Raw genomic sequence first — 18,907 nt, 5'->3', positions numbered from 1 at the left:
GCTAATAACTTCTAACAATAAACTTTTATAATAAAATGAACACAAATAAACTCCCATTATTAACAATAGAGAACGCACCTAATGCATTAAAAATTATCAATCTCAGGCATCCGGAATGGGGCGCACAAGCTTTTTGGTATCAGGGGAAGCCCGTTCCCCATAAGAAAAATAAGTTTAACCATTTGGTAGGACCTTCCTATGATTCCAAAGTTCTTTACGAAAGAAATTTTAATCAATGGACTGTTGCAACATATAAAACCCAGGAAATGCTCGAAGCCTTTAAATTATTTCAGGCATCAAAAAAAACTGTCACCATTGCCGAACACCTAAAACAACTCGAAATTGAACATGAAGCAGAACTGTTTGAAGAAATCGAGGCCGTTCACTACTATCAATATGGCGAACATACTGCTGAGATTTTTCAGGTAAAGGAAGGTGAGAGATGGGAATACTCCAGCATGAAAACGACATGGTGCCGTTATTCCTTCGGTGTTGAACAAGATGAAATAATATGTGACCATAACAATCTGGAACTTGTGGAATGGGCTGCATTTTACCATTACACCGAAACAGATCCCGAACAGAACGAAGAATAAATGGAATGATACCAAAATTACATTTTAGCTCTAATACCATATAAAATAATAGACAATAACAGCAGGCCCCATTGCCCGACCGGTTGCAACGAAGCTAAAATTCTTGAACAAGTAGGATAGGCAATGGTTCAATTAAGGAAGGCCCCCCTCCCTCCGGTTGCGCTTTTTTCCTCGTCATTGTTTCACCAGTCAATTCACAACCATATGCAAAAGTTTTTCACCCACGACAGCTACAGCGATACGATCCGGCTGATGCCGAATAACTACAGCATCCTCTACAGAAAGAGCAGACGCTGGATGCTCCACATCGACCTGATGGTTGACAACACCCTGGCTACCAAAATTTGCCAGATCATGCACGATTTTGACACTGCATTTCAGCCCATAGGTTCCCTGCTGGCTGCTCGCCTCGATACCCTCTTTACTACACCAGCCGTACCGCCCAACGCATCCGCCATTTTTGAATATATGCCCGCAACCCTATGGAACAGATGGCCAGAGCAGCGCATCACTTTTTATGGCAGCAAAGGCCGCTATATCGTCCACGACCAGAAAGCCTATTTCATTTGGGACGGCTGCCACGTAGCCACGCTCACTTGGTATAATTTCCTTTGGCATCCTAATCCCTGTCCCCCGGTACCAAAGGACTTCAAAGCTTTGGCCTACGAACTAGCACCCGATCTCAAAGAACAATTACTTATCACAATCAGCTTACAACACTGTTAAAGATAACCTTTGAATAGAAATTGAATCACAAGCCACTCCTGCCTTTTTTTTCCCATTCTAAATTTTATTAAGACTAATTGAAAAACCGGAAAAATTGTAAAGTGGTTTGAAGACTAAACTTCCTTTATTCTCTTAACGATTTAATTAAAAAACATGATGCACATTAAAACATTGGCGCCCACTCTCAAGGACGCGTTAAAGGCCATTGAAGTCGGTTGTAGAAAAATACAGAACGACCCTCATTTTATACCAGATATGCAGGAATGGATGACTATTAACGAAGAGATTTGTCTCGGTTGTTTGGCTACAATCACACTGATGCAGTTAACTAATAAATCAGGCGCCGATATAGTAAACTGTTTTGACCCCGAATCTTTCCCTGCCGATAAAACCATTTTTGAGCGAGGTTTTGTTTTCAACCTGCACGTTCCTATTTATAATTTCTCCGAAAGTGAAGTAGCCCTTTTTGAAAAGGCGATTAATTGTCTTCGACAGGGTGATCTATCACAACTACTTCGATTTTACGGTTTAGATACCCATACAAATGCAAACCTTTCCATCGAATGGTTAAACGAATACGATAACCCTTCACTCGGTTTCGGTACCACAAAAGAAGACCTATTAATCTATGCCGATTTTATAAATGTCGAATTAATTCCCAAAATTACAACCTGGTTTTCAGGTCAAGCTTAACGTCCATTCATAATTCGAATTTACCTTTTCGATCCTGTTCCTTTCGTCCTCCCTCAGCGGCAAGTAGCCTCCGCCTATCATGCAACATACCGGGCTTATAAACATTCATCATCAATTTCTCACTACAGACAGTCTTAGCAATTGTCAGAAATAATAATTCTAAATACTAAATTATGCGAAGTAAAAATAATCTTGATACTGCAACAAAAAGGGTCAAAAAATCTCGCGAGAATTCGCAAGTCAAAATTGTTAAAAAATCTAAAGCAATTACCGGTAAGCCGGTTACAGGGCAGCAACCAACAAAAAACATGGTTAAAGAATCTTCAAAAGAAGAAAAGCGCCGAAATGAGTTTGAATTACAAATTAAAAAGGTCAATAACCTTATAGCAGATGGATGTATACGACAGGCATATTCCGCAATACCAAAAGAAGAAAAATTCCCTGAAAAAGCCAACGTGATAAAATCAATGAAGTCTGACCTTATGGAACAGATTTGGAATCTATAGTCATACGAGAATAGTCAGAATTGAACAATGAACGAGCAGGTGAACGACTTCACCTGCTCTTTTATATATAAACTGGGCAAAGTTTCATCGGCCCGAGACTTAATTGAGCGCACATGTCAACCTCCACTAATCTCCCTGGCACAAGTTCTATTCACCGCCACAGTACCCCATTTTACAACTCATCACCACTTAAACTTATAAAATACTATGCAAAAGCTAAATAAAAAAGCTACCTCCATATTTATGCGCCTGGTTGATCTTTTGGGTAACGATGGTTACCTCAATATCAAACATAAAAACAAACCTTCTTTGTTCTTATGCTTAACGGAAACCGGGATCAAAATCAATCCACGCGGTGTAACTGCCAACCTTTTTATTTTACGTATCACTGATGCCAGCACCGGTTCACAAGATCCATCCATGCAATTTTTAGTTGTTGACAAACGCACCTCTTCGACCCCAAATGCAGCTAAAATTTATCCTGTCAGTTACCGGCAGGATATCATTAACCAAACCGCCACATTCGTTACCATAACAGATAGGGAAGTTATCACCGTAAATAACTCACTTATAAAATTTTATACTCGTTTTGCCAACGCATGGTTAAAAAGAATATTCGAGGACAATTTTTTGACCGAATATGTTCGAAAAATTGAAACTTCCGGACAAATTATTTGCAATTGCGGCAATACAGCCGGCTTCGATGGCTTTACTGCATGTGACGGGCTAGGTAATAAAATTGAAATAGCACCATCTCTCAGCCAATACATACGATGCGCTAATTGTTCCCGCGTAATTGCTGTCGATACTTGCCTCGTCCTAGCGCCGGTTAAGAAAACGTTCAAAACTTTTTCATTTGACAGCCTGCAAATTAAAAAACCTATTACCGAAATGTCCGCTGCAGAAAAAGCGCTATTACTCCATACTCTCTACCCGGGAATTATTCGCGGATTTATCTCTTTCACCCTTAGTCAAACTTTAATTGCCTTAAACGACCCCGCCGCCGACATTACGAATAACGGGGATCCTGAAACCATCACTACTGATGAATGGCTTGAACTTGCCAGACGAGTAAACGCTAAAATAACCACCCTTCAAGAACGTCTTGTTTCAAATAGCTACATTTTTTCTATCCACCTATTCAACGGTTATTGCCGCTATTTTGTACTGAATTGCTTGGGACTATATATTACAGAATGCAAACGTCAAGAGATTAACAACGGCATTGAATTTATTTTTGATTTATAATCTCCTTTTAGCTATTCAATAATTCGCTGATTTTATTCTCTCGCAACCTTAATTAGTTGGGATATACAATCACATTCATAAACAAGTATGAACACATGGAAACATTAAGCGGACTAATCGTAATTAATACTCCCGCTTCCAACCGGAAGATAGAACGCATTAAAGCCTTATTACCTGAGGCCACATTTTATGGAAGTGCCACATTAGGCAGTAAACGCAAAAGCTACCTCATTACGGTAGACGTCTTTGAACAATATAAGGACAAACTCAAAAAGCTGGGAGCTACCAAGGCCCGCTCCCAGCCATTTTTAAACAAGCATAAAGAACAATAACTATGACGCGCTCTAATATTTTTGTCACCCTTACCGGGGGAAAAAAATTGTTTTTTGTCCTGGACAGCAGCACCGCGCCCGAACAGGGCTATATCGTAGAAAAATTTATTCTGCCTCTACTGGCACTAAACGACCAGGACAAAGAGATTGCATTCATTCATAAGAATTCTGACAGCATCAATGAAAAGCGTACGACTGCAAGCTATCGGTACATCATTGATCTCCAACAAAAAAGAGTACAGTTTTTTGTGGAACACTATAATTACAAAACGGATAGATTTCGGCGGGGAAAAGACTTGACAGAAAAACGATATCTGCCGTACCTGCGGTCGGTCAACCAATCGACAATAATATAAACCAACCCTTTAAGGTCTGCCCTTAACTCATCATTCATACAACTATAGAAAATCGGTTTATGACATACACAATAAAAAACACACAGGATATATTGAACAGGCTATCGTCCGAAGATCAGATTCATTGTCAGCTGGTTTTTGAGAATTACCAGAACAAATTACATCTTATTAATAGTTTACTCGAAACTATAAGAGACACAACTGAAAAAATTGAAAAGAGAGACAAAGAAGAAATACAAAAGATTGGAGAAATAAATGACTTATTAAACGGTATTATAAGAATTAACTCGGAGTCACTGGTCAAAATTCTCGAAAGTTATTTTATAACTAAGTATGCTATCAGTTTTTCATCATATTTAAACTTAAAAGCCAAACTTTCGCCTTTCAATTCTTTTTTGCCCATTGTTTCCGGCATTTTTAGTCAATGTAGTGAAGACCTGAATATATCAGGAAGTGAAAATATTGCAGACAAGTTTCAGCGTAGATTTTACTACCAGGAAGAGCAGCCTGTTATCAATGGAGAAAAGATTTGTTTACCTTTTTATTGCTGTTATAATAATTATGGTCATCTTTCATTGCAAAAAGATGGTGAACAATCCATTAAATGGTTACTACATGCCCTATGCTATTGCTTTCTAAATACAAACTCAATGCCTTCTGAATTATCTACGCTTTACGATCAATGGTTAAAAGAGATTGATGTAAAAAGAACATACATAATTTTTCCGGGTGTTACAATCAAATTTTTCCGAAACCGAAAAGTGAATTTGTCGTTTTCCACGCCTGAACATGCTTTAAAATTCTGGAATCATTTTGAACTCACCGGCATTGCCGCCAGGATGAGGACAAAAAATCCATAGCCCCCCCTTGAAAAAAAAAGCATTAGTCGGGGTAGGGATTTGATCTTTTCAAGGGTTTGAAATAAATTGTGCCTGTATTGTTATACTTCTCCAACCCCGCATGATCCCAAGTTAAATTATTACATTTAACTTGTTCACACGCCACTATTTATGTCAAATAAAGTATGTGCTTCGATCACCAGTAAAAACGGCGGCAAATTTGTTGCATATTTAAGACAAAGACTGGCCAATAGGTTCGCGGCGGAAGATGATATAGACCATCAGGCCATAAACAAAAACAACCATGCCATGTGAATAACTAAAACGAACATACCTATGGTAAAAATTCAGCTTCTTTTTGTTTATATAACAGGGCTATATTCTCCCATATAAACATCAAAACTCCAGTATGAACGACACTTTTTACAACGGTCCATACACCGGTCATTTTTACTGCCTGAGAAACAGGTTCAAAAAAGGCTTCTTTAAAACTTATTTAAACACTTACCTTCTATTCCTTCTGGATATATCACATCGCCTCGGGCAGGATCATGAGGAAATGGCGAAAGAATTTTTATCCTTTTTATATTATGATCAAACCGAGTGGCTTGAAAAATATCCTAAAGTCAGGTTTATGAGAATTTTGTACGGGAATAATACCGGAATTGCCGATAAGGAATTTGCCTTCTATGATTCCGAGCACTTTTTCCTGTTTACTTTCTTACATGCTTTTTTCGTTATGAAGAAAATGTGGCCCGAAACTATGCAGGCACCGTCGAATTCATAACGTTTTTAAATAACTTTCCTGGGATTTACCAGCATTATTTTACTGATACCTTTAAAGCTGTCTTTGATAAACCTTACAGGGCCTACAGAAACGAACTTACACTCCCTTCATCTGTATTTACAAGATTCCTCGAGGATTTTAATCCACTCAATTATTTGGGTAAACCTTCCTCTCCGGATGAGTTGTTGGGAAATATCCTGAATGATGATGAGGAGGATTAATTCGTATTCATCTTACGATTGCTGCAACAAACGGACGCCTGCCCGATGCATCTCTTTATTCGTTTGATCGGGCGGCAAGTACTTCTATCGGTGCAGGTAATCCTAATTGGTGTGCAATGTCAGCTAAACTTGCAGCATGAACAATTGTCCTGTGCTTTTTCTTGGTGAAAGCTTCCACCTTAAATACACCTTCCTGTATAGACGATTTCCTTAGCTCCAAAATTTCAAGGGAACCGTTATTGTTGATTGTTTTACCAACTACTTTTTTGGAAAAAAAACAATTAAATAATCGGCATCGTCTTCACTATACACAGGAATCTCATAGTTGTTCATGACTAAAACAGGCGCCTCGTTGTATCTATTAACGGCATTTATTCTTGCTTGCGAGTTAATTTTCAAAATGTCTTTCGAAAATTCGCTAAAAGCCCGACTCAAAGCGCTATGGAATCGCCGTGCCGTCAAAATGTTTACATGTAAAATGTCTTCCTGCTGATCTATCGCCTCTAATTCGCTTGTCAGGCTCATATATTCACCCAATGTATAATTATGAATTATCAGACAGCGTAAATTGTTATATAGATCAAAAGAATTGTACTCTTTAAGGTACTCATTAATAAATTTCTTATAATGTTCTTCGTTGCTTGTTGTGCCGTGATTATATCTGTACGCAGCCATTTGGTCTATGAAACAACTTCCCAAAATAAAAGCAGCGATCGGTCTGGTGATATTGTATTCTATATCCCCTAATGCAAAGGTTTTAAACGAATGAATGATGCTTCCGATTTTAACATCTTCCGGTAATGTCCTTAATTTTTCTATTCGTGTCATTCAGTCTAAAGTACAAATATTCGATAAAATACAAGAATATGCAGTTTTTTTAATTGTGGTAACCGGCTCGTTTAAATTTAACAGCGGTCAAGCATCTGCCGCCAATCTTGGTAAAAAACAGACCATGGAGAATTCAACGAAAACCATAGGAGAGGAAACCCAAAAGTGTCCAGACAGCCCCCCTTGTGTTTGAAAACGAATACTTAGAATCAATAGTTAAAAAAGTGAGCAAACACTATCACAAGAAGGTTCAATGTATAGGAATCCTTCCCAAGAAAACCTACTTTGGAATTTTTTCGCGCTGCGACTCATTAAACAGCATACTTCAATTTCTACAAAAGCAAACCCACGTGCAGTTCTCTATAAAGGGAGATACAATTTTGGCGCAGCCGTAATGAAAATTATAACTTAACCCGGATATTGCAGGATCGAAATGGCGCCGATGTTCTTAAACAAATGAATAAAATATTTGAGGATATTCTCAAACCCGAATCTACCGAAGAACATCTCCCATATGAACTTACCCAGGAACTCCGAACTAAAAGAAAACAATCGCACAGGCAAAAATTCATTCTTTGTCAAATAAAAACGCAATTCTCAAAAGACAGTTAAACACACCGAAATTGAAAAACCGCTCCAAAAGAGCTGAGCGGTTTTTTAATATCTCTCAGATAATTACAAATTTCTCCGATTGCTAATTAGTCGATTCATACACTGGCGAAGATTTTTAAATGCTCGCCAAGGGATTTTTCGCCAGAGAAGCCAGTATGATTAAAGTGTGGACTATTCATCCGTCCTTATTTTTTATTTAAACAATCCAGATAAATTTTTTAGGTTACCTGAGCTGTCGAGAATACAGTAAAAGTAAAGCCTATATTCTTTTTTATATTTTTGGGTAATAGGACCTTCAAAATTTCTTTCAGTCAAACCGCCAACTAGTGGTTCACTAATCAAGTATTCTAAACCTTCCACATTATTCTGAAGACCTTTGAAATTAAAGGCAATTGAGTTTTTCGCACTTTGGAATTTTGAAAATTCTGATAACTTCTTTTTATAAATAAAGTATGACGAGTCGTCATAGAATTGTAATAAGACTATTCCAATAGTGGTACCATAATTTTTGGACAAATGTGTATGAAAGGTTAGATAGTCAATTTTAGCGACTTTAGTTTTAGCATTTGAAGTATCGTTAAGTGACCGCGTAAAAGTTGTATCTTCTATTGTGCATTCTATATTTCTGAGATAGAAAGCGGCCTTTTTTAATTGATCCGAGGGGGATTTTTTATTTATCAAGTAGTATCGTAGGTTTTCAACTAATGATTCTAATGGATAATAATATGTGCCGTTTAAATGTGTATCTAAGGTGTTTTGCATGTTATTCAAATTCTCTACGATGGCGTCATAATTTGCAAGAAGAGTGTCATGTACTTCTGTTTGAGAGGAATAGACAATTAAAGAATCAAGGCAAGTTTTTGCTTCCTGATATTTATGACAATGCCAAGCAGTAGTATATTTGATTAAATATTTGTGGTAAAAATTAAGCGGATTCTTTACCTTATTTAACTTCATTTCCAACACCTCATAGTTTCCATCTTCTTCATATTTAGCCGAACTTGTATAAATATCTTCAAATTCCTTTTGTGCATCTAAATATTGGGAGCTTATTTCAAACCAAAAGTTACTTTCCTCATGAATGAAACTGTTAGTTCCTTTTATTTTACGAAGTGTATCAAAGATGTTATATGCTTCTTTATGTTCGTTATTATTTAGTTTAAATAAACCTGTATAAAAAAGCTTGTACTCATAATCAAAACCATCGACTATTTTAAAATAATGATATGAGTCTTTTTTATTGAGATAATTAAATAGGTTGTCAAAGTTAGATTGGTAATTGTTGGGTATCGCCTGATAACTACTTGAAGAAACTTTAGAAAATGGTTCAATCCATCCTGGTTTTCCCGTATAGGGATTAAAGTTTCCCTTAGTCGAATAATTGTCAAACATGCTGCTATTAGGGGCAGTTCTAAAATGAGGTTGAACATAAGAGCCATCTTTCCTAAAATATCCATTAACAAAAACATCGCTGCTTTGTGAAAATAGATTAATAAAGCTAAAAGTCCCTATAAGGAAAAAAAATGTGGCTATAAGTCTTATCATAAATATAATTTACGCAACTCATTGCTTTCAATTTTTTTTGAATGCTCGATTTTTATCGACTTTTTCTAAGTGATTGAACTCTCGCTCCGCTATTTTTTCTTCTTTTTATACTTTTTCAAAAATTCATCAATCATCTCTTCAGCCTTAAATCCACAATACGTTACAAATTTGTCTCCTAGCACAATAGCACCAACGCCATATTTATTAATAATCACTTGTGTACAGAATTCAAGCATTTCCTTCGATGCTTCGTTTCTTCCAGAACTAAGCGCCTCCAGATTATCTGCGAACTCCCTAATAGAAATATTAATGGTTGGTACAGTTCCGCCCACAGCTTTAATTTTAAGCGGTCCCCGTATCAGCAAATCAACTTCCTCCAATAACCAGGTTTCTACATCTTTTTTTCTAATCTTATAAAACATATCAGTATTTACTTCATCTATACTTCTTTTTTCCCAAAATTCACTAACATATTGTTTGACTGATTTTTTAGTACCAGTAATTGTTTCGGTATAATTGTTTCTGTTCACCATAAATTCTTTACCAAATAGGGAAAGAATCTTTCTTTTACGCTCAACATATTTCATCAGTCGATATCTAATTAGGATAAATAAAAATAAGAAATAAACAAGGAACTTATACCTAGCAACAAAAATGAATTAACAATAATATGGCCTTTTTTTCATTCCGGGATATGGAGAATCTGTTCCCTACATCACAAAATGTGTGTGTAATTACACAATTCGTGCTGACACAACTATCCAACCTTGAATTTTTTTTTAAAAACTGCTGATTGGACCTGGAAGGTGGTGCTGCTCGCAATATTCAAAATGACATTTTAAATAACATGGTACCCCTGATTAACATTCACACATAGATGGGTGGGGTAATAAGAAACCACAACATCGTAGCGATCGCGACAGTAAAGACACCCAAATACGAAATAATGTAAAACTAAATTACAACTCTATGGCAACATACGTTATTGGTGATCTTCATGGAAATATAAAGGGCTTTCTACAATGTCTTGAACAATGTGAATTTGATTATCAAAAAGATACTCTTATACAATTAGGGGATGTTATAGATGGTGGCGAATTTGTTTACGAATGTGTTGAAGAGTTACTAAAAATAAAAAACTTAATTGCGATAAAAGGAAATCATGAAGCATGGCTACTTGAGTTTTTGAAATCAAGTTATCATCCTGTTCAATGGACGTATGGAGCTTTAAGCACAGCAAAGTCTTATGCCATACATTCTGGTAAAAAACTAATTTTTAAATATAGCGGAAATGGATTCAAGGTTTCGCTAAATCCTGAGGATATTCCGCAGCAACACCAGATATTTTTTGAAAAGCAATTGCTGTACTATAATGATCAAAATAATAACCTTTTCGTTCACGGGGGATTAAACAGGTTTCAGCCTATAAAAGATCAGCGACCAGAAACTTTTTATTGGGATCGTACTTTATGGCAAGATGCTCTTCAATGGCAAATTCAGAACCGATATCAAGGAACAGTTGAACCCTTTTATATAGCGGACAATTATAAGAACATATTTATTGGACATACAAGTACCTTGAATTGGGGTTTGAATACTCCTTTGAAAGCGGCTCATATTTACAATTTGGATACCGGATCAGGAGGAAAAAATGGACGACTAACTATAATGGATCTACATACTAAAAAGTTTTGGCAATCCGACTTAATCTACTGACTTTCGGAGTAAGCCGACACGCAATTACTAAAAATCAAATTTAAAGTATTGCGAATTCCCATAATCAACGTGATTTGGTTTAAAAAAATCGAACCCCGGTTTCACCATTTCAACTATAGTATTATCAATAGTGCATTCAACTGTTCTTACATCTCCAGGAATGAAATCATGTATGCAGTCAAAACAAATGCTTTCAAGCAGCTTTTGAAATACATCATCCTTTTTTGTATGGATATAAGAAACTTCGATGGCTACTTTCTTCTGTTCACGGCCCTTATCAATATTTGCGGTAACGATGATATTACCACAATTTGCCCTCAACTCATAACGATATACAGCTCCTTCCACATTCACACCAATAAAATAATAACTTTTATTAGGGAGCCTTCCAAAATGGATCTTTTCCACCGTTAGTTCCTTTATGCCCAATTTTTTAATATATTGCTCTAAAGGTGATAAAGCCGAAGTTAAATTTTTATCTACCCTAAAACCCGGATTTAAGTCTGTAACGTCAAACTTCAACTTTTCCATTATAGCAAACAATATCCTGTGTATCGCTCCTTCATCATCATACCCATAAAAGTACCCCTTAATAAAAGACCGTTTTTGAATCACAGCATCAATGATAATAAATTCAATTAAGTGATTTAACATTTGATCTTCATCCCTTTCATGAACATAAGAGTCAAAACCATTATCAAAACTGAATAATTGTCCTTCCGCTTTCAATATGACATCAATGTATTCGTTTTTTTTAAAGCCGATAAAATATTGTGACGCCTCTTCACAGGTAGCCCGCATGATATAATACCGCCTCGAATTTATCTCTCCCCAACTTAACACCTCAAATACCTGTTCTATCTCTTCGTCTGATTCCTCCTTAATGTGTATGACTTGTTCCTTAGCTCTTATAAAAAATTGAATTAGTGGATGCATTGATCATTATTTATGTAAGACAATTTTCCAATTAATAACATCTTTTATTAAAACGACTAACTAAGCCTGTAATATTTTTCTAGGGTAACAACGCTTGGCATCTTTTTACGATTGCCGCCGGGTTGCAAACTTTATTTAATGAGAAAAACGGCTTATTGATAAATAATAATAACGATGGAGAATTTGTAGTCACCAGCGAATAATTAACCAGGCGTACTTGAATATAACCAATTTAACAGAAGACCACCAATGTGCACTAACTTGGTTGAAATTTTGGGTAGACTGGGCAATACAAAACTGCCAAAAACCCGTTTTTGTCAATCGATAGATCATAAAGATCAATAGTTGTTTATATTTAACTTCCTATTTGATTAAAGCGCTTATTTGATTTATTCGCTTATTATTTTCATCGTTTGTACTATTAAAAACAACCACTTCTAATAGATTTACTACTCACTAAAAAATTGAATTTTTCCACAAAGATTGGTTACGAGCGGGACGCCCGATTCAAACCATAAAAGATCAGCGACAAGAAACTTTTTATTGGGATAGCCCTCCACGATCGCCTTAATTTTCTTACCCCTTTATCATGTTGTAAATACGCAATTGTTTATGTATTTGCTCTTTTTACTTCTTTTCAATTTATAAAACTTAATTTTATTTGTTTTACCAAAATAGGCCTATACTTATGAGCGCTTTTTTAAAATATGATTTAATTATTAAGGATGACGAAAGCTACGAAAGCTTTAAATCCAGGTGTTTAGACTTTCTCAAACAAGTTACAGTTCTTGCAGATGCGGAGTTAATGCAATTAACTCCTGCAGAACTGGTAACCTTGCATAGTATTAACTACGCTCGTTACCTCGCATTGATGAACCCACAGCCCAGAGAAGAATATATTGATTTACAGATAGACCAATTGCTTTGCGTTCCTTTCTACAGATTATATCCACGTAATATGTGTGATGAAAATTGGAAGCCGAGTGATTGGGATTTAGCTGACCCTGGTGCCACGCAAAGTGAAAGACCTATTGAAGTGAAAGTAATAGGCAAGCGGAAATTAGTTATCCATGATGGGCATAATCGTTTAAAAGATTTAATTTTGAGTGGTAGCCAAATTGCGGAGGTAAAAGTGGTAGAGATCAGAGACACCGAGTGCCTGCTTGCAAAAGCCGAAATTGAGCAGATTCTTAATGATCCCAATATTCCTGAAGATGGGAAAATATATGCGGAGGAACTGCTCAATAAGTACTATTCCTAATTGCCTTACCATTACTAAATTTTCGAACGAAAAATTACGATATGCAAGCCTTGCTCATTAATTCAGTTGAAGGGCGGGTAGAACCTGTTGTTCTTCCCATGGACCTGGCATCGTACAACAAGGAAGTTAACCGATTGCTTAAGTGCAGTTCACATATTTACACTATTTCAACCGATAAGACTACCCAACTTATAGCTGACGAAAACTGCTTGATAAATGAATCAAATATTGCCTTTCACTCCTCTTTTTTCAAACGACCGCTTTTTGGCAATGTTCTTATAATAGGAAGAGATCCTGCCACAGGAGACAAAACCAATTTGCCCGCTGCGATAAACGCCCTTACAATCCAAGTCGAGTTTTGTTCGGAACAAGATACCGCGCGTTTTCGACTGGAGGCAATGGAATATGCTGAAAGCATCCAAAATAAACGCCAGTAGATGACCGCCACCAATTTTTATGACAATAAAGATTTCAAGCCCCGATGAATGTTTCCTTCGGATTAAGCAACCAGAAACTATTGCCTACCGCTTTGCGCTACCCGCTATTACCAGTAACTTTGGTCTATAAATGATCTATTTTTGAAAAAGCTTATCGAAAATTTCTTTAGAATGTTCATACATACGCTTATATAAATGATAGCAATTACAACCATCAAGATTAGGATGGCGAATTTCTACGTCAATGCCTGTAATTTTACAATCGTCTATCGCTTTCTCTATAGAAGCCTTAACCATTTCCGCAATTTTCGTAACGGTTCCATCTGAAAAGGTCAACTCAATCCGAGGATCATCCACTACGATTTTTCTACAATACTTAGATAGACTAATCTTTTTGTCAGGATTGTCAAATAGGAACATAATTCTTCCATCATCCAGTTTGTTACCGGATAGATAATTCTGATTGATATCATTAACATTCTCAAAAAAGGAGGTTTCGGGTGGTCGCCATGAATCAGGATTACTTTTAGTTACTCGTACCCATGAAAACTCAGAATCTAATAGTAAAGACAAATCGATATAAAATAGTATCGGTCCATATTTATTAGGTTTCACAAATTTTTTATGAAGATCCAAACCATCAAGAAAAACTGAATCCCAAATACCCAATTCTTTGTCCTTTTCATCAGTATATTGGGATGTTTGAACCAACGCTAAAGATTCAACATAATGACGGGACAAAAGTGCATCGTTTGTAATATAAGTTAAAGATGTTTTAACTGTATTCGCATGATGCAAATTTCTTACGCCTTTGGCAATTAATAATTCGTACAAGTCCTTGCCTTCAATTTGTGGCCCTTTTTCAACAGACTTTCCTTGTTCCAATTTTCTTGATTTCTTTTATTATTGTGCTTTCCTGGACCATGGGGCCAGCAAAATGCGTAGCCGCTTACTGGTTTATTTTGATATGTAAAATTGTGCCTTTTGTTAATCTATTACTTAGATTCTGATTAATAGGGTACATTTTCACAATGGCTCCATCTGCAGTTTTTTTGACAATCCAACCATTCTCTACCACGGTAATCGGAATATTTAAGGCTTTATTCTCATTGACGGCATTAATGCCAGCTTTTAGGCCGATTTCCAACAGAAAATTAGCGCCGAACTTGCTGTCTTCAATATCGCTTAATGTTGAACAATGATCCATGATGACTTTTCCTGACTGTTTATAATTCCAATAGGAACCAGTCCTTCGTTTTCCCTTTCTATTGTTTCTTTTTGGTTTTCGCATACTAAACAAGTATTAGAAAAGCTTCTAACTAATTTACGATCCTCCAGGGGCAGTAAATTACAAAATAATCCAGTGTGCCTTCGGTAGAAATGGCCCATCAATCCTTTTGTTGGGAAATCTGGCTTACTATAACCATCTTAGGCTGGGGTTCCGCCGTTGAAGTCAAAATCAAAAAAAACAAAAAATGGAAAGAAATTAGTAAATTCAGTATGATAGCAACCTGTTAAGTAAAGTAGAGTCAATTTATGTCAAACTCGCAGTATTTTTTAAACATGGTAGACCAAAAACGCGACCAAAAAAAGCAAAACCCGCTCTGGGAGCGGGTTTGAGCAAAAAACCTGCGGACCGGACGGGACTCGAACCCGCGACCTCCGCCGTGACAGGGCGGCATTCTAACCAACTGAACTACCGATCCTTACCGCTGAACGATTTTCCCTGAGGGTGTGTCGTTTTTGGGATGGCAAAGATAGCAGTTTTGAGATTCCCCCAAAAAGTTTTTTTACTTTTTTATTAAAAAAATTGAAGAAAAAGGAGCGACCCCAAATTGAAGTCCAGGTCAAATAAAGCATTCTGGAAGAATAATTTAAATGAGGCGCCGCCCACGCTCCGGGTTGTGTAACACCCTGGCTAATCATTCGGGGCAATTGCACCAGCCTGGTGATCATAAAACAGATCTCCATGACAACATTTACATTTAGCTGGCAAAACAGTAGCGTAATGCTATCCGTATTGACCTAAACTGGTAGGCTATTGGCCTACGTCCCGTACCCGCCCCCTACAGAGCTCCTACACGCACTCTACTCCTGCATGGCTAGTTTTATACCATTCTCAGGCAATACTCAGAGAATAAGAGGCCATCTAACACCCATTCCAGTAGTACCTGGGGCGGCAAACATATAAATAAGGCCATCCCGATAGCTATCGGGACAGCCCCAATTTTTTCATGGCTATACCCTTTTAAACAATTTGCTCCAACGCCCCAAAGGCATGATCAATCACAATCTTCCAGGTTCCATCGGGTTGCTGTTTCATGACTTCGATACCTTTCGACTGCACTTTTACCTCATCACCATCGGTAATGTTCCATTCACTCCGGCCAACTGCCACATTGCCGGTTTGCAAACAATAAACGGTCTTGATCTCCATTTTGCCTTTGATTGCTAAAATGGCTTTGATCGCCGCTTCAAATTGTTCCCGGCCCGAAACTGGCTTGCCCGGCTCCGGCACAATAATGCCAGTAAAATCGTACATATTCAGTACCGTATTCACATCGCCCGTATTAAATGCCGCTGCTAAGCTGGCATGGGCATCCTGCGCCCTCGTTGGTAAATTCATGTTGTTGATTTTTTATTGTTGATGAATGAAGAATACTAGAAAAGCGGGGTAAACTGCTTACCGGCCGTTACGGCTTGCATCAATGGAGCTATACTATCATATACTTTGTTGTATAAAAACGGACCCAGACTAACCCGCTTTACTCCCAGTTTGTTTAAGCTGTCGAGACCGGGCAAGCCGGGTATGCCCATCACATTTATGGGAAGCTTCGTGCTTCTAACCGCTGCGGCTATATCTTTTTCTTCGCTGATGCAGGGCAGAAAGATGCCATCTGCTCCTGTTGTTTCATACAGTTTCAAACGTTGAACCGTTTCCTGCTGCTTGTTGGCTACATTCAATATATACGTATCGCAACGAATATTGATGAACAGCTCCAACTGATCTGTTGCCAGCTGGCTCTTTATAAATGAAATAGTTTGCGCAAAAACGTTGGCATCTTTCAAGGTTCTTCCGGTTGCCTCTATCGTTGAATCTTCAATGTTAATGCCTGCCACGCCCAACTCAGCCAGCTTCTTTATATTGGCATAAATGGCGGCATCCGTTTTTCCATACCCCATTTCCATATCTACTGTTAATGGTATTTGTACGGCTGCTAATATCCTGCGAACAACGAACAGATAATCTTCAAAGGGCATCGCCTCTCCATCTTCATATCCCAAACTGCTGGCAACTGCGGCACTGGAGGTGCCTATCGCGGGAAATTTTTCCTGTTGTAAAACCAACGCGCTTTTAGCGTTCCAAATGTTGGGCAACACAAATAACCCGGGACCCTGGTGTAGTTGTTTGAATTGTTGATATACTGATGACATAGGTTTCTGTTTTATGATGATAAAACAAAATTACCCGTAGTCGAAAAGTTGAAATTGTATAAAACGGAACAGGGGAGGAGGGACGCCAAAAATCTGAAGTCAATGGTTGGAAGCTCTGAAAAACGTTTAGCCATCACGCAATCAAAACACCTTCATACTGCTGCCCAACCAAACTGGCCGCCAACTCAACCGGTGAATTGGCTATGGCATAACCCGATGGGGTAAGCCCCGTAAATGTTTTGAACTCCCTGATGAAATGCGATTGATCGGCATAACCGCATTCATAGGCAATGGAGGTTAATGAACTGTTTCCTTCCCTTATTAATTGCAGGCTGTTTTGAAACCGGTTTATCTGGCTGTATAATTTCGGCGTAAGCCCGGTGTACTGTACAAACAATTGTTGCATATAACGCGCCGAAATGCCATAGCGCGTTGCCAATGTTTCCATGGTATCAAACGATTCCTGTTGCTGCAGCTTCAGCATCAGGTCGCTCACCACCGCTATCTTGTTTAACCTTTTTGTGGCCAGGGAAAGTTGTTGTAATAAAAAAGTTTCTACCAGGGCCAGTCTTTTTGTCCAGGACCTGGCATCCGTTAACTGGCTATGTAATGAATGTACCTCTTTGCCCATTACATCGCCGAAATTAGCCACCTGGTGATTGAACTGGTTTATTCTGTCGTTCAAAATGCTGGCGGCAGCATGGGGGTAGAACCGGATCCCTAACATCGTGTTCCGGCCTATTGATCGTACTGCCAGCGGTCGCAACACCTGTCCCCACAACTCAACGGCGGGCGTGGTAACAAATTCCTGTCCGGGTTGTGTTAGCCAACTCCCCGAACCCAGGTTAAAAATGATCTCCATACTGCCGCAGGGAAATACCACATCTTCAAATGCTGCATCGCAGGTGGATTCATACACATAATAGTGTTTCACATATGGCTGTAACGCCTTGCCCGGTTTGAATTCGTGATAGGTCATGGTTGGTAAACTTTGAGCGCAACCCTTGTTTCTCCTTCTAAAGATACAAAAGCTGGCGATTGGCGAAATTAGAAAGCGCCGGTTTGCAGGAATAGAATAAATCGGAACAATTGGCCAATAAATAACACGCCCCCGCCTGGCCGGGTGCAATTGACAATCCGGGAATTGTGCGTCCAACTGGTAAAGAGCAAGCTACAGCAAATGTTCAGGGGCTTCCGGCAAAAGGAGCTTCCGCTCAACCCTAACGCGTTACCAAACCAACCATATTCCCTTCAGGGTCAGTGAACCACGCAAATTGCTTGTTATTGGGCAAAATAACAGGTCCTACGCACTTTCTACCGCCCGCTTCCTGGATCTTCGTCAGGCTTTCATTAATATCATTCACCTGAATATAGAACAGCACATAATTATGGGGTTCGTGCCCCAGCGAGGTGAGCTGTCCCTGGATCCCTTCTTCCGTATTGGTATTTATCAATGAGGCCATCGGTATGCCAGTGGGCGTCCAGCCAAACAGATCGGCATAAAACGAAGCCGTTTTCGAAAGATCTTTACAGCCGATCTCGAAAAAAACTACCGGGTTGGCAATAGGAATTGACATATAGTGTATATTTTTTATAATGTTGTTGGTGTTATGGCAGGCTGCGATCAATGTTTGTGCGAAGGATAATGGAATAGTTGCTTACTATAATTTACTGAATTTTACGCTATAAACCAATTGCAATATCGCCGGCGGAACCAACTCATTCCCCCTCATGTAAACTTGCGTAAAACCGGTTTGTTTAACCGGCTGCGAATGAGGGTATTATTTAGGTTGAAAGCTGCGCCGCTCCATTGTTAAGGAATTCTTTAATTTG

General features: G+C 38.2%; 22 protein-coding genes and 1 tRNA gene. 12 read left to right on the top strand and 11 right to left on the bottom strand.

What is annotated here, in order from left to right; all coding sequences use genetic code 11:
• Positions 1-35: 35 nt before the first annotated feature.
• The 8 genes from A3860_RS08960 (at position 36) to A3860_RS08925 (ending at position 5,317) form a co-directional block, all read left to right on the top strand.
• Complete coding sequence (locus tag A3860_RS08960; protein ID WP_081146262.1) at positions 36-596, top strand: hypothetical protein; 561 nt, start codon at positions 36-38, stop codon at positions 594-596.
• A gap of 204 nt (positions 597-800) precedes the next feature.
• The gene (locus A3860_RS08955) at positions 801-1,322 is read left to right on the top strand and encodes a hypothetical protein (RefSeq protein WP_081146260.1); all 522 of its coding nucleotides are present in this window, start codon (positions 801-803) and stop codon (positions 1,320-1,322) included.
• A 153-nt stretch (positions 1,323-1,475) separates the two neighbouring features.
• Positions 1,476-2,015 (top strand): hypothetical protein, encoded by a 540-nt coding sequence (locus A3860_RS08950; RefSeq protein WP_081146258.1) that lies wholly within the window; start codon positions 1,476-1,478, stop codon positions 2,013-2,015.
• Positions 2,016-2,188: 173 nt separating this feature from the next.
• The gene (locus A3860_RS08945) at positions 2,189-2,521 is read left to right on the top strand and encodes a hypothetical protein (RefSeq protein ID WP_081146256.1); all 333 of its coding nucleotides are present in this window, start codon (positions 2,189-2,191) and stop codon (positions 2,519-2,521) included.
• Positions 2,522-2,728: 207 nt separating this feature from the next.
• On the top strand, positions 2,729-3,769 hold the full coding sequence (locus tag A3860_RS08940; protein ID WP_081146254.1) for a DUF6908 domain-containing protein: 1,041 nt from the start codon (positions 2,729-2,731) through the stop codon (positions 3,767-3,769).
• A gap of 95 nt (positions 3,770-3,864) precedes the next feature.
• The gene (locus A3860_RS08935; RefSeq protein ID WP_081146252.1) at positions 3,865-4,101 is read left to right on the top strand and encodes a hypothetical protein; all 237 of its coding nucleotides are present in this window, start codon (positions 3,865-3,867) and stop codon (positions 4,099-4,101) included.
• Between the two features lie 2 nt (positions 4,102-4,103).
• A complete protein-coding gene (locus A3860_RS08930; protein WP_081146250.1) occupies positions 4,104-4,457 on the top strand; it encodes a hypothetical protein in 354 nt (117 codons plus the stop codon).
• Between the two features lie 59 nt (positions 4,458-4,516).
• Positions 4,517-5,317, top strand: coding sequence for a hypothetical protein (locus tag A3860_RS08925; RefSeq protein ID WP_081146248.1), 801 nt, complete (start codon positions 4,517-4,519; stop codon positions 5,315-5,317).
• 1,245 nt (positions 5,318-6,562) lie between these two features.
• Here the strand turns inward: A3860_RS08925 and A3860_RS08915 are convergent.
• Positions 6,563-7,132 (bottom strand): hypothetical protein, encoded by a 570-nt coding sequence (locus A3860_RS08915; protein WP_081146243.1) that lies wholly within the window; start codon positions 7,130-7,132, stop codon positions 6,563-6,565.
• 185 nt (positions 7,133-7,317) lie between these two features.
• On the opposite strand from A3860_RS08915, the gene A3860_RS42255 reads away from it, so the two are divergent.
• Entirely contained in the window at positions 7,318-7,527 is a 210-nt protein-coding gene (locus A3860_RS42255; RefSeq protein WP_081146241.1) for a DUF4974 domain-containing protein, read from the top strand.
• A 409-nt stretch (positions 7,528-7,936) separates the two neighbouring features.
• Here A3860_RS42255 and A3860_RS08900 read toward each other — a convergent pair whose 3' ends face one another.
• A complete protein-coding gene (locus A3860_RS08900; RefSeq protein ID WP_081146237.1) occupies positions 7,937-9,289 on the bottom strand; it encodes a hypothetical protein in 1,353 nt (450 codons plus the stop codon).
• Between the two features lie 89 nt (positions 9,290-9,378).
• Positions 9,379-9,876, bottom strand: a complete 498-nt coding sequence (locus A3860_RS08895; protein ID WP_143774016.1) for a hypothetical protein — start codon at positions 9,874-9,876, stop codon at positions 9,379-9,381.
• A gap of 382 nt (positions 9,877-10,258) precedes the next feature.
• Between A3860_RS08895 and A3860_RS08890 the strand changes: the two genes are divergently transcribed.
• Positions 10,259-11,005 carry a metallophosphoesterase gene (locus A3860_RS08890; protein ID WP_081146233.1) on the top strand — a complete coding sequence of 249 codons (747 nt, stop codon included), beginning with the start codon at positions 10,259-10,261 and terminating at the stop codon, positions 11,003-11,005.
• A gap of 27 nt (positions 11,006-11,032) precedes the next feature.
• Here A3860_RS08890 and A3860_RS08885 read toward each other — a convergent pair whose 3' ends face one another.
• Positions 11,033-11,941: a hypothetical protein gene (locus A3860_RS08885; RefSeq protein WP_143774015.1), complete on the bottom strand. Its 909-nt coding sequence runs from the start codon at positions 11,939-11,941 to the stop codon at positions 11,033-11,035.
• A gap of 688 nt (positions 11,942-12,629) precedes the next feature.
• Here A3860_RS08885 and A3860_RS08880 point away from each other — a divergent pair.
• Both A3860_RS08880 and A3860_RS08875 read left to right on the top strand, forming a co-directional pair.
• Positions 12,630-13,202: a hypothetical protein gene (locus tag A3860_RS08880; RefSeq protein ID WP_081146225.1), complete on the top strand. Its 573-nt coding sequence runs from the start codon at positions 12,630-12,632 to the stop codon at positions 13,200-13,202.
• Between the two features lie 41 nt (positions 13,203-13,243).
• Complete coding sequence (locus A3860_RS08875) at positions 13,244-13,639, top strand: hypothetical protein (protein WP_081146223.1); 396 nt, start codon at positions 13,244-13,246, stop codon at positions 13,637-13,639.
• A 135-nt stretch (positions 13,640-13,774) separates the two neighbouring features.
• On the opposite strand, the gene A3860_RS08870 is transcribed toward A3860_RS08875, so the two are convergent.
• From A3860_RS08870 to A3860_RS08840, 7 genes are all read right to left on the bottom strand, one after another.
• The gene (locus tag A3860_RS08870; protein ID WP_081146221.1) at positions 13,775-14,524 is read right to left on the bottom strand and encodes a hypothetical protein; all 750 of its coding nucleotides are present in this window, start codon (positions 14,522-14,524) and stop codon (positions 13,775-13,777) included.
• Positions 14,525-14,588: 64 nt separating this feature from the next.
• On the bottom strand, positions 14,589-14,930 hold the full coding sequence (locus tag A3860_RS08865; RefSeq protein ID WP_143774014.1) for a hypothetical protein: 342 nt from the start codon (positions 14,928-14,930) through the stop codon (positions 14,589-14,591).
• A gap of 341 nt (positions 14,931-15,271) precedes the next feature.
• A tRNA-Asp gene (locus A3860_RS08860) sits at positions 15,272-15,345 on the bottom strand.
• Positions 15,346-15,887: 542 nt separating this feature from the next.
• Positions 15,888-16,265, bottom strand: a complete 378-nt coding sequence (locus A3860_RS08855; RefSeq protein ID WP_081146217.1) for a YybH family protein — start codon at positions 16,263-16,265, stop codon at positions 15,888-15,890.
• Between the two features lie 35 nt (positions 16,266-16,300).
• Positions 16,301-17,074 (bottom strand): isocitrate lyase/PEP mutase family protein, encoded by a 774-nt coding sequence (locus A3860_RS08850; RefSeq protein WP_081146215.1) that lies wholly within the window; start codon positions 17,072-17,074, stop codon positions 16,301-16,303.
• A 133-nt stretch (positions 17,075-17,207) separates the two neighbouring features.
• The gene (locus A3860_RS08845; protein WP_081146213.1) at positions 17,208-18,053 is read right to left on the bottom strand and encodes a helix-turn-helix transcriptional regulator; all 846 of its coding nucleotides are present in this window, start codon (positions 18,051-18,053) and stop codon (positions 17,208-17,210) included.
• 241 nt (positions 18,054-18,294) lie between these two features.
• Complete coding sequence (locus A3860_RS08840; protein WP_081146211.1) at positions 18,295-18,651, bottom strand: VOC family protein; 357 nt, start codon at positions 18,649-18,651, stop codon at positions 18,295-18,297.
• Between the last annotated feature and the right edge of the window lie 256 nt (positions 18,652-18,907).

The sequence above is a fragment of the Niastella vici genome, from assembly GCF_002077945.1.
Classification (GTDB): domain Bacteria; phylum Bacteroidota; class Bacteroidia; order Chitinophagales; family Chitinophagaceae; genus Niastella; species Niastella vici.
The sequence above is the reverse complement of the archived record's forward strand: the minus strand, read 5'-3'. Positions and strand labels throughout refer to the sequence as shown.

Excerpts from the sequence above, each read along its gene's own strand:
- A3860_RS08960 (WP_081146262.1), top strand. The coding sequence starts at position 36 with ATGAACACAAATAAACTCCCATTATTAACAATAGAGAACGCACCTAAT.
- A3860_RS08955 (WP_081146260.1), top strand. The coding sequence starts at position 801 with ATGCAAAAGTTTTTCACCCACGACAGCTACAGCGATACGATCCGGCTG.
- A3860_RS08950 (WP_081146258.1), top strand. The coding sequence starts at position 1,476 with ATGATGCACATTAAAACATTGGCGCCCACTCTCAAGGACGCGTTAAAG.
- A3860_RS08945 (WP_081146256.1), top strand. The coding sequence starts at position 2,189 with ATGCGAAGTAAAAATAATCTTGATACTGCAACAAAAAGGGTCAAAAAA.
- A3860_RS08940 (WP_081146254.1), top strand. The coding sequence starts at position 2,729 with ATGCAAAAGCTAAATAAAAAAGCTACCTCCATATTTATGCGCCTGGTT.
- A3860_RS08935 (WP_081146252.1), top strand. The coding sequence starts at position 3,865 with ATGGAAACATTAAGCGGACTAATCGTAATTAATACTCCCGCTTCCAAC.
- A3860_RS08930 (WP_081146250.1), top strand. The coding sequence starts at position 4,104 with ATGACGCGCTCTAATATTTTTGTCACCCTTACCGGGGGAAAAAAATTG.
- A3860_RS08925 (WP_081146248.1), top strand. The coding sequence starts at position 4,517 with ATGACATACACAATAAAAAACACACAGGATATATTGAACAGGCTATCG.
- A3860_RS08915 (WP_081146243.1), bottom strand. The coding sequence starts at position 7,132 with ATGACACGAATAGAAAAATTAAGGACATTACCGGAAGATGTTAAAATC.
- A3860_RS08900 (WP_081146237.1), bottom strand. The coding sequence starts at position 9,289 with ATGATAAGACTTATAGCCACATTTTTTTTCCTTATAGGGACTTTTAGC.
- A3860_RS08895 (WP_143774016.1), bottom strand. The coding sequence starts at position 9,876 with ATGAAATATGTTGAGCGTAAAAGAAAGATTCTTTCCCTATTTGGTAAA.
- A3860_RS08890 (WP_081146233.1), top strand. The coding sequence starts at position 10,259 with ATGGCAACATACGTTATTGGTGATCTTCATGGAAATATAAAGGGCTTT.
- A3860_RS08885 (WP_143774015.1), bottom strand. The coding sequence starts at position 11,941 with ATGCATCCACTAATTCAATTTTTTATAAGAGCTAAGGAACAAGTCATA.
- A3860_RS08880 (WP_081146225.1), top strand. The coding sequence starts at position 12,630 with ATGAGCGCTTTTTTAAAATATGATTTAATTATTAAGGATGACGAAAGC.
- A3860_RS08875 (WP_081146223.1), top strand. The coding sequence starts at position 13,244 with ATGCAAGCCTTGCTCATTAATTCAGTTGAAGGGCGGGTAGAACCTGTT.
- A3860_RS08865 (WP_143774014.1), bottom strand. The coding sequence starts at position 14,930 with ATGCGAAAACCAAAAAGAAACAATAGAAAGGGAAAACGAAGGACTGGT.
- A3860_RS08855 (WP_081146217.1), bottom strand. The coding sequence starts at position 16,265 with ATGAATTTACCAACGAGGGCGCAGGATGCCCATGCCAGCTTAGCAGCG.
- A3860_RS08850 (WP_081146215.1), bottom strand. The coding sequence starts at position 17,074 with ATGTCATCAGTATATCAACAATTCAAACAACTACACCAGGGTCCCGGG.
- A3860_RS08845 (WP_081146213.1), bottom strand. The coding sequence starts at position 18,053 with ATGACCTATCACGAATTCAAACCGGGCAAGGCGTTACAGCCATATGTG.
- A3860_RS08840 (WP_081146211.1), bottom strand. The coding sequence starts at position 18,651 with ATGTCAATTCCTATTGCCAACCCGGTAGTTTTTTTCGAGATCGGCTGT.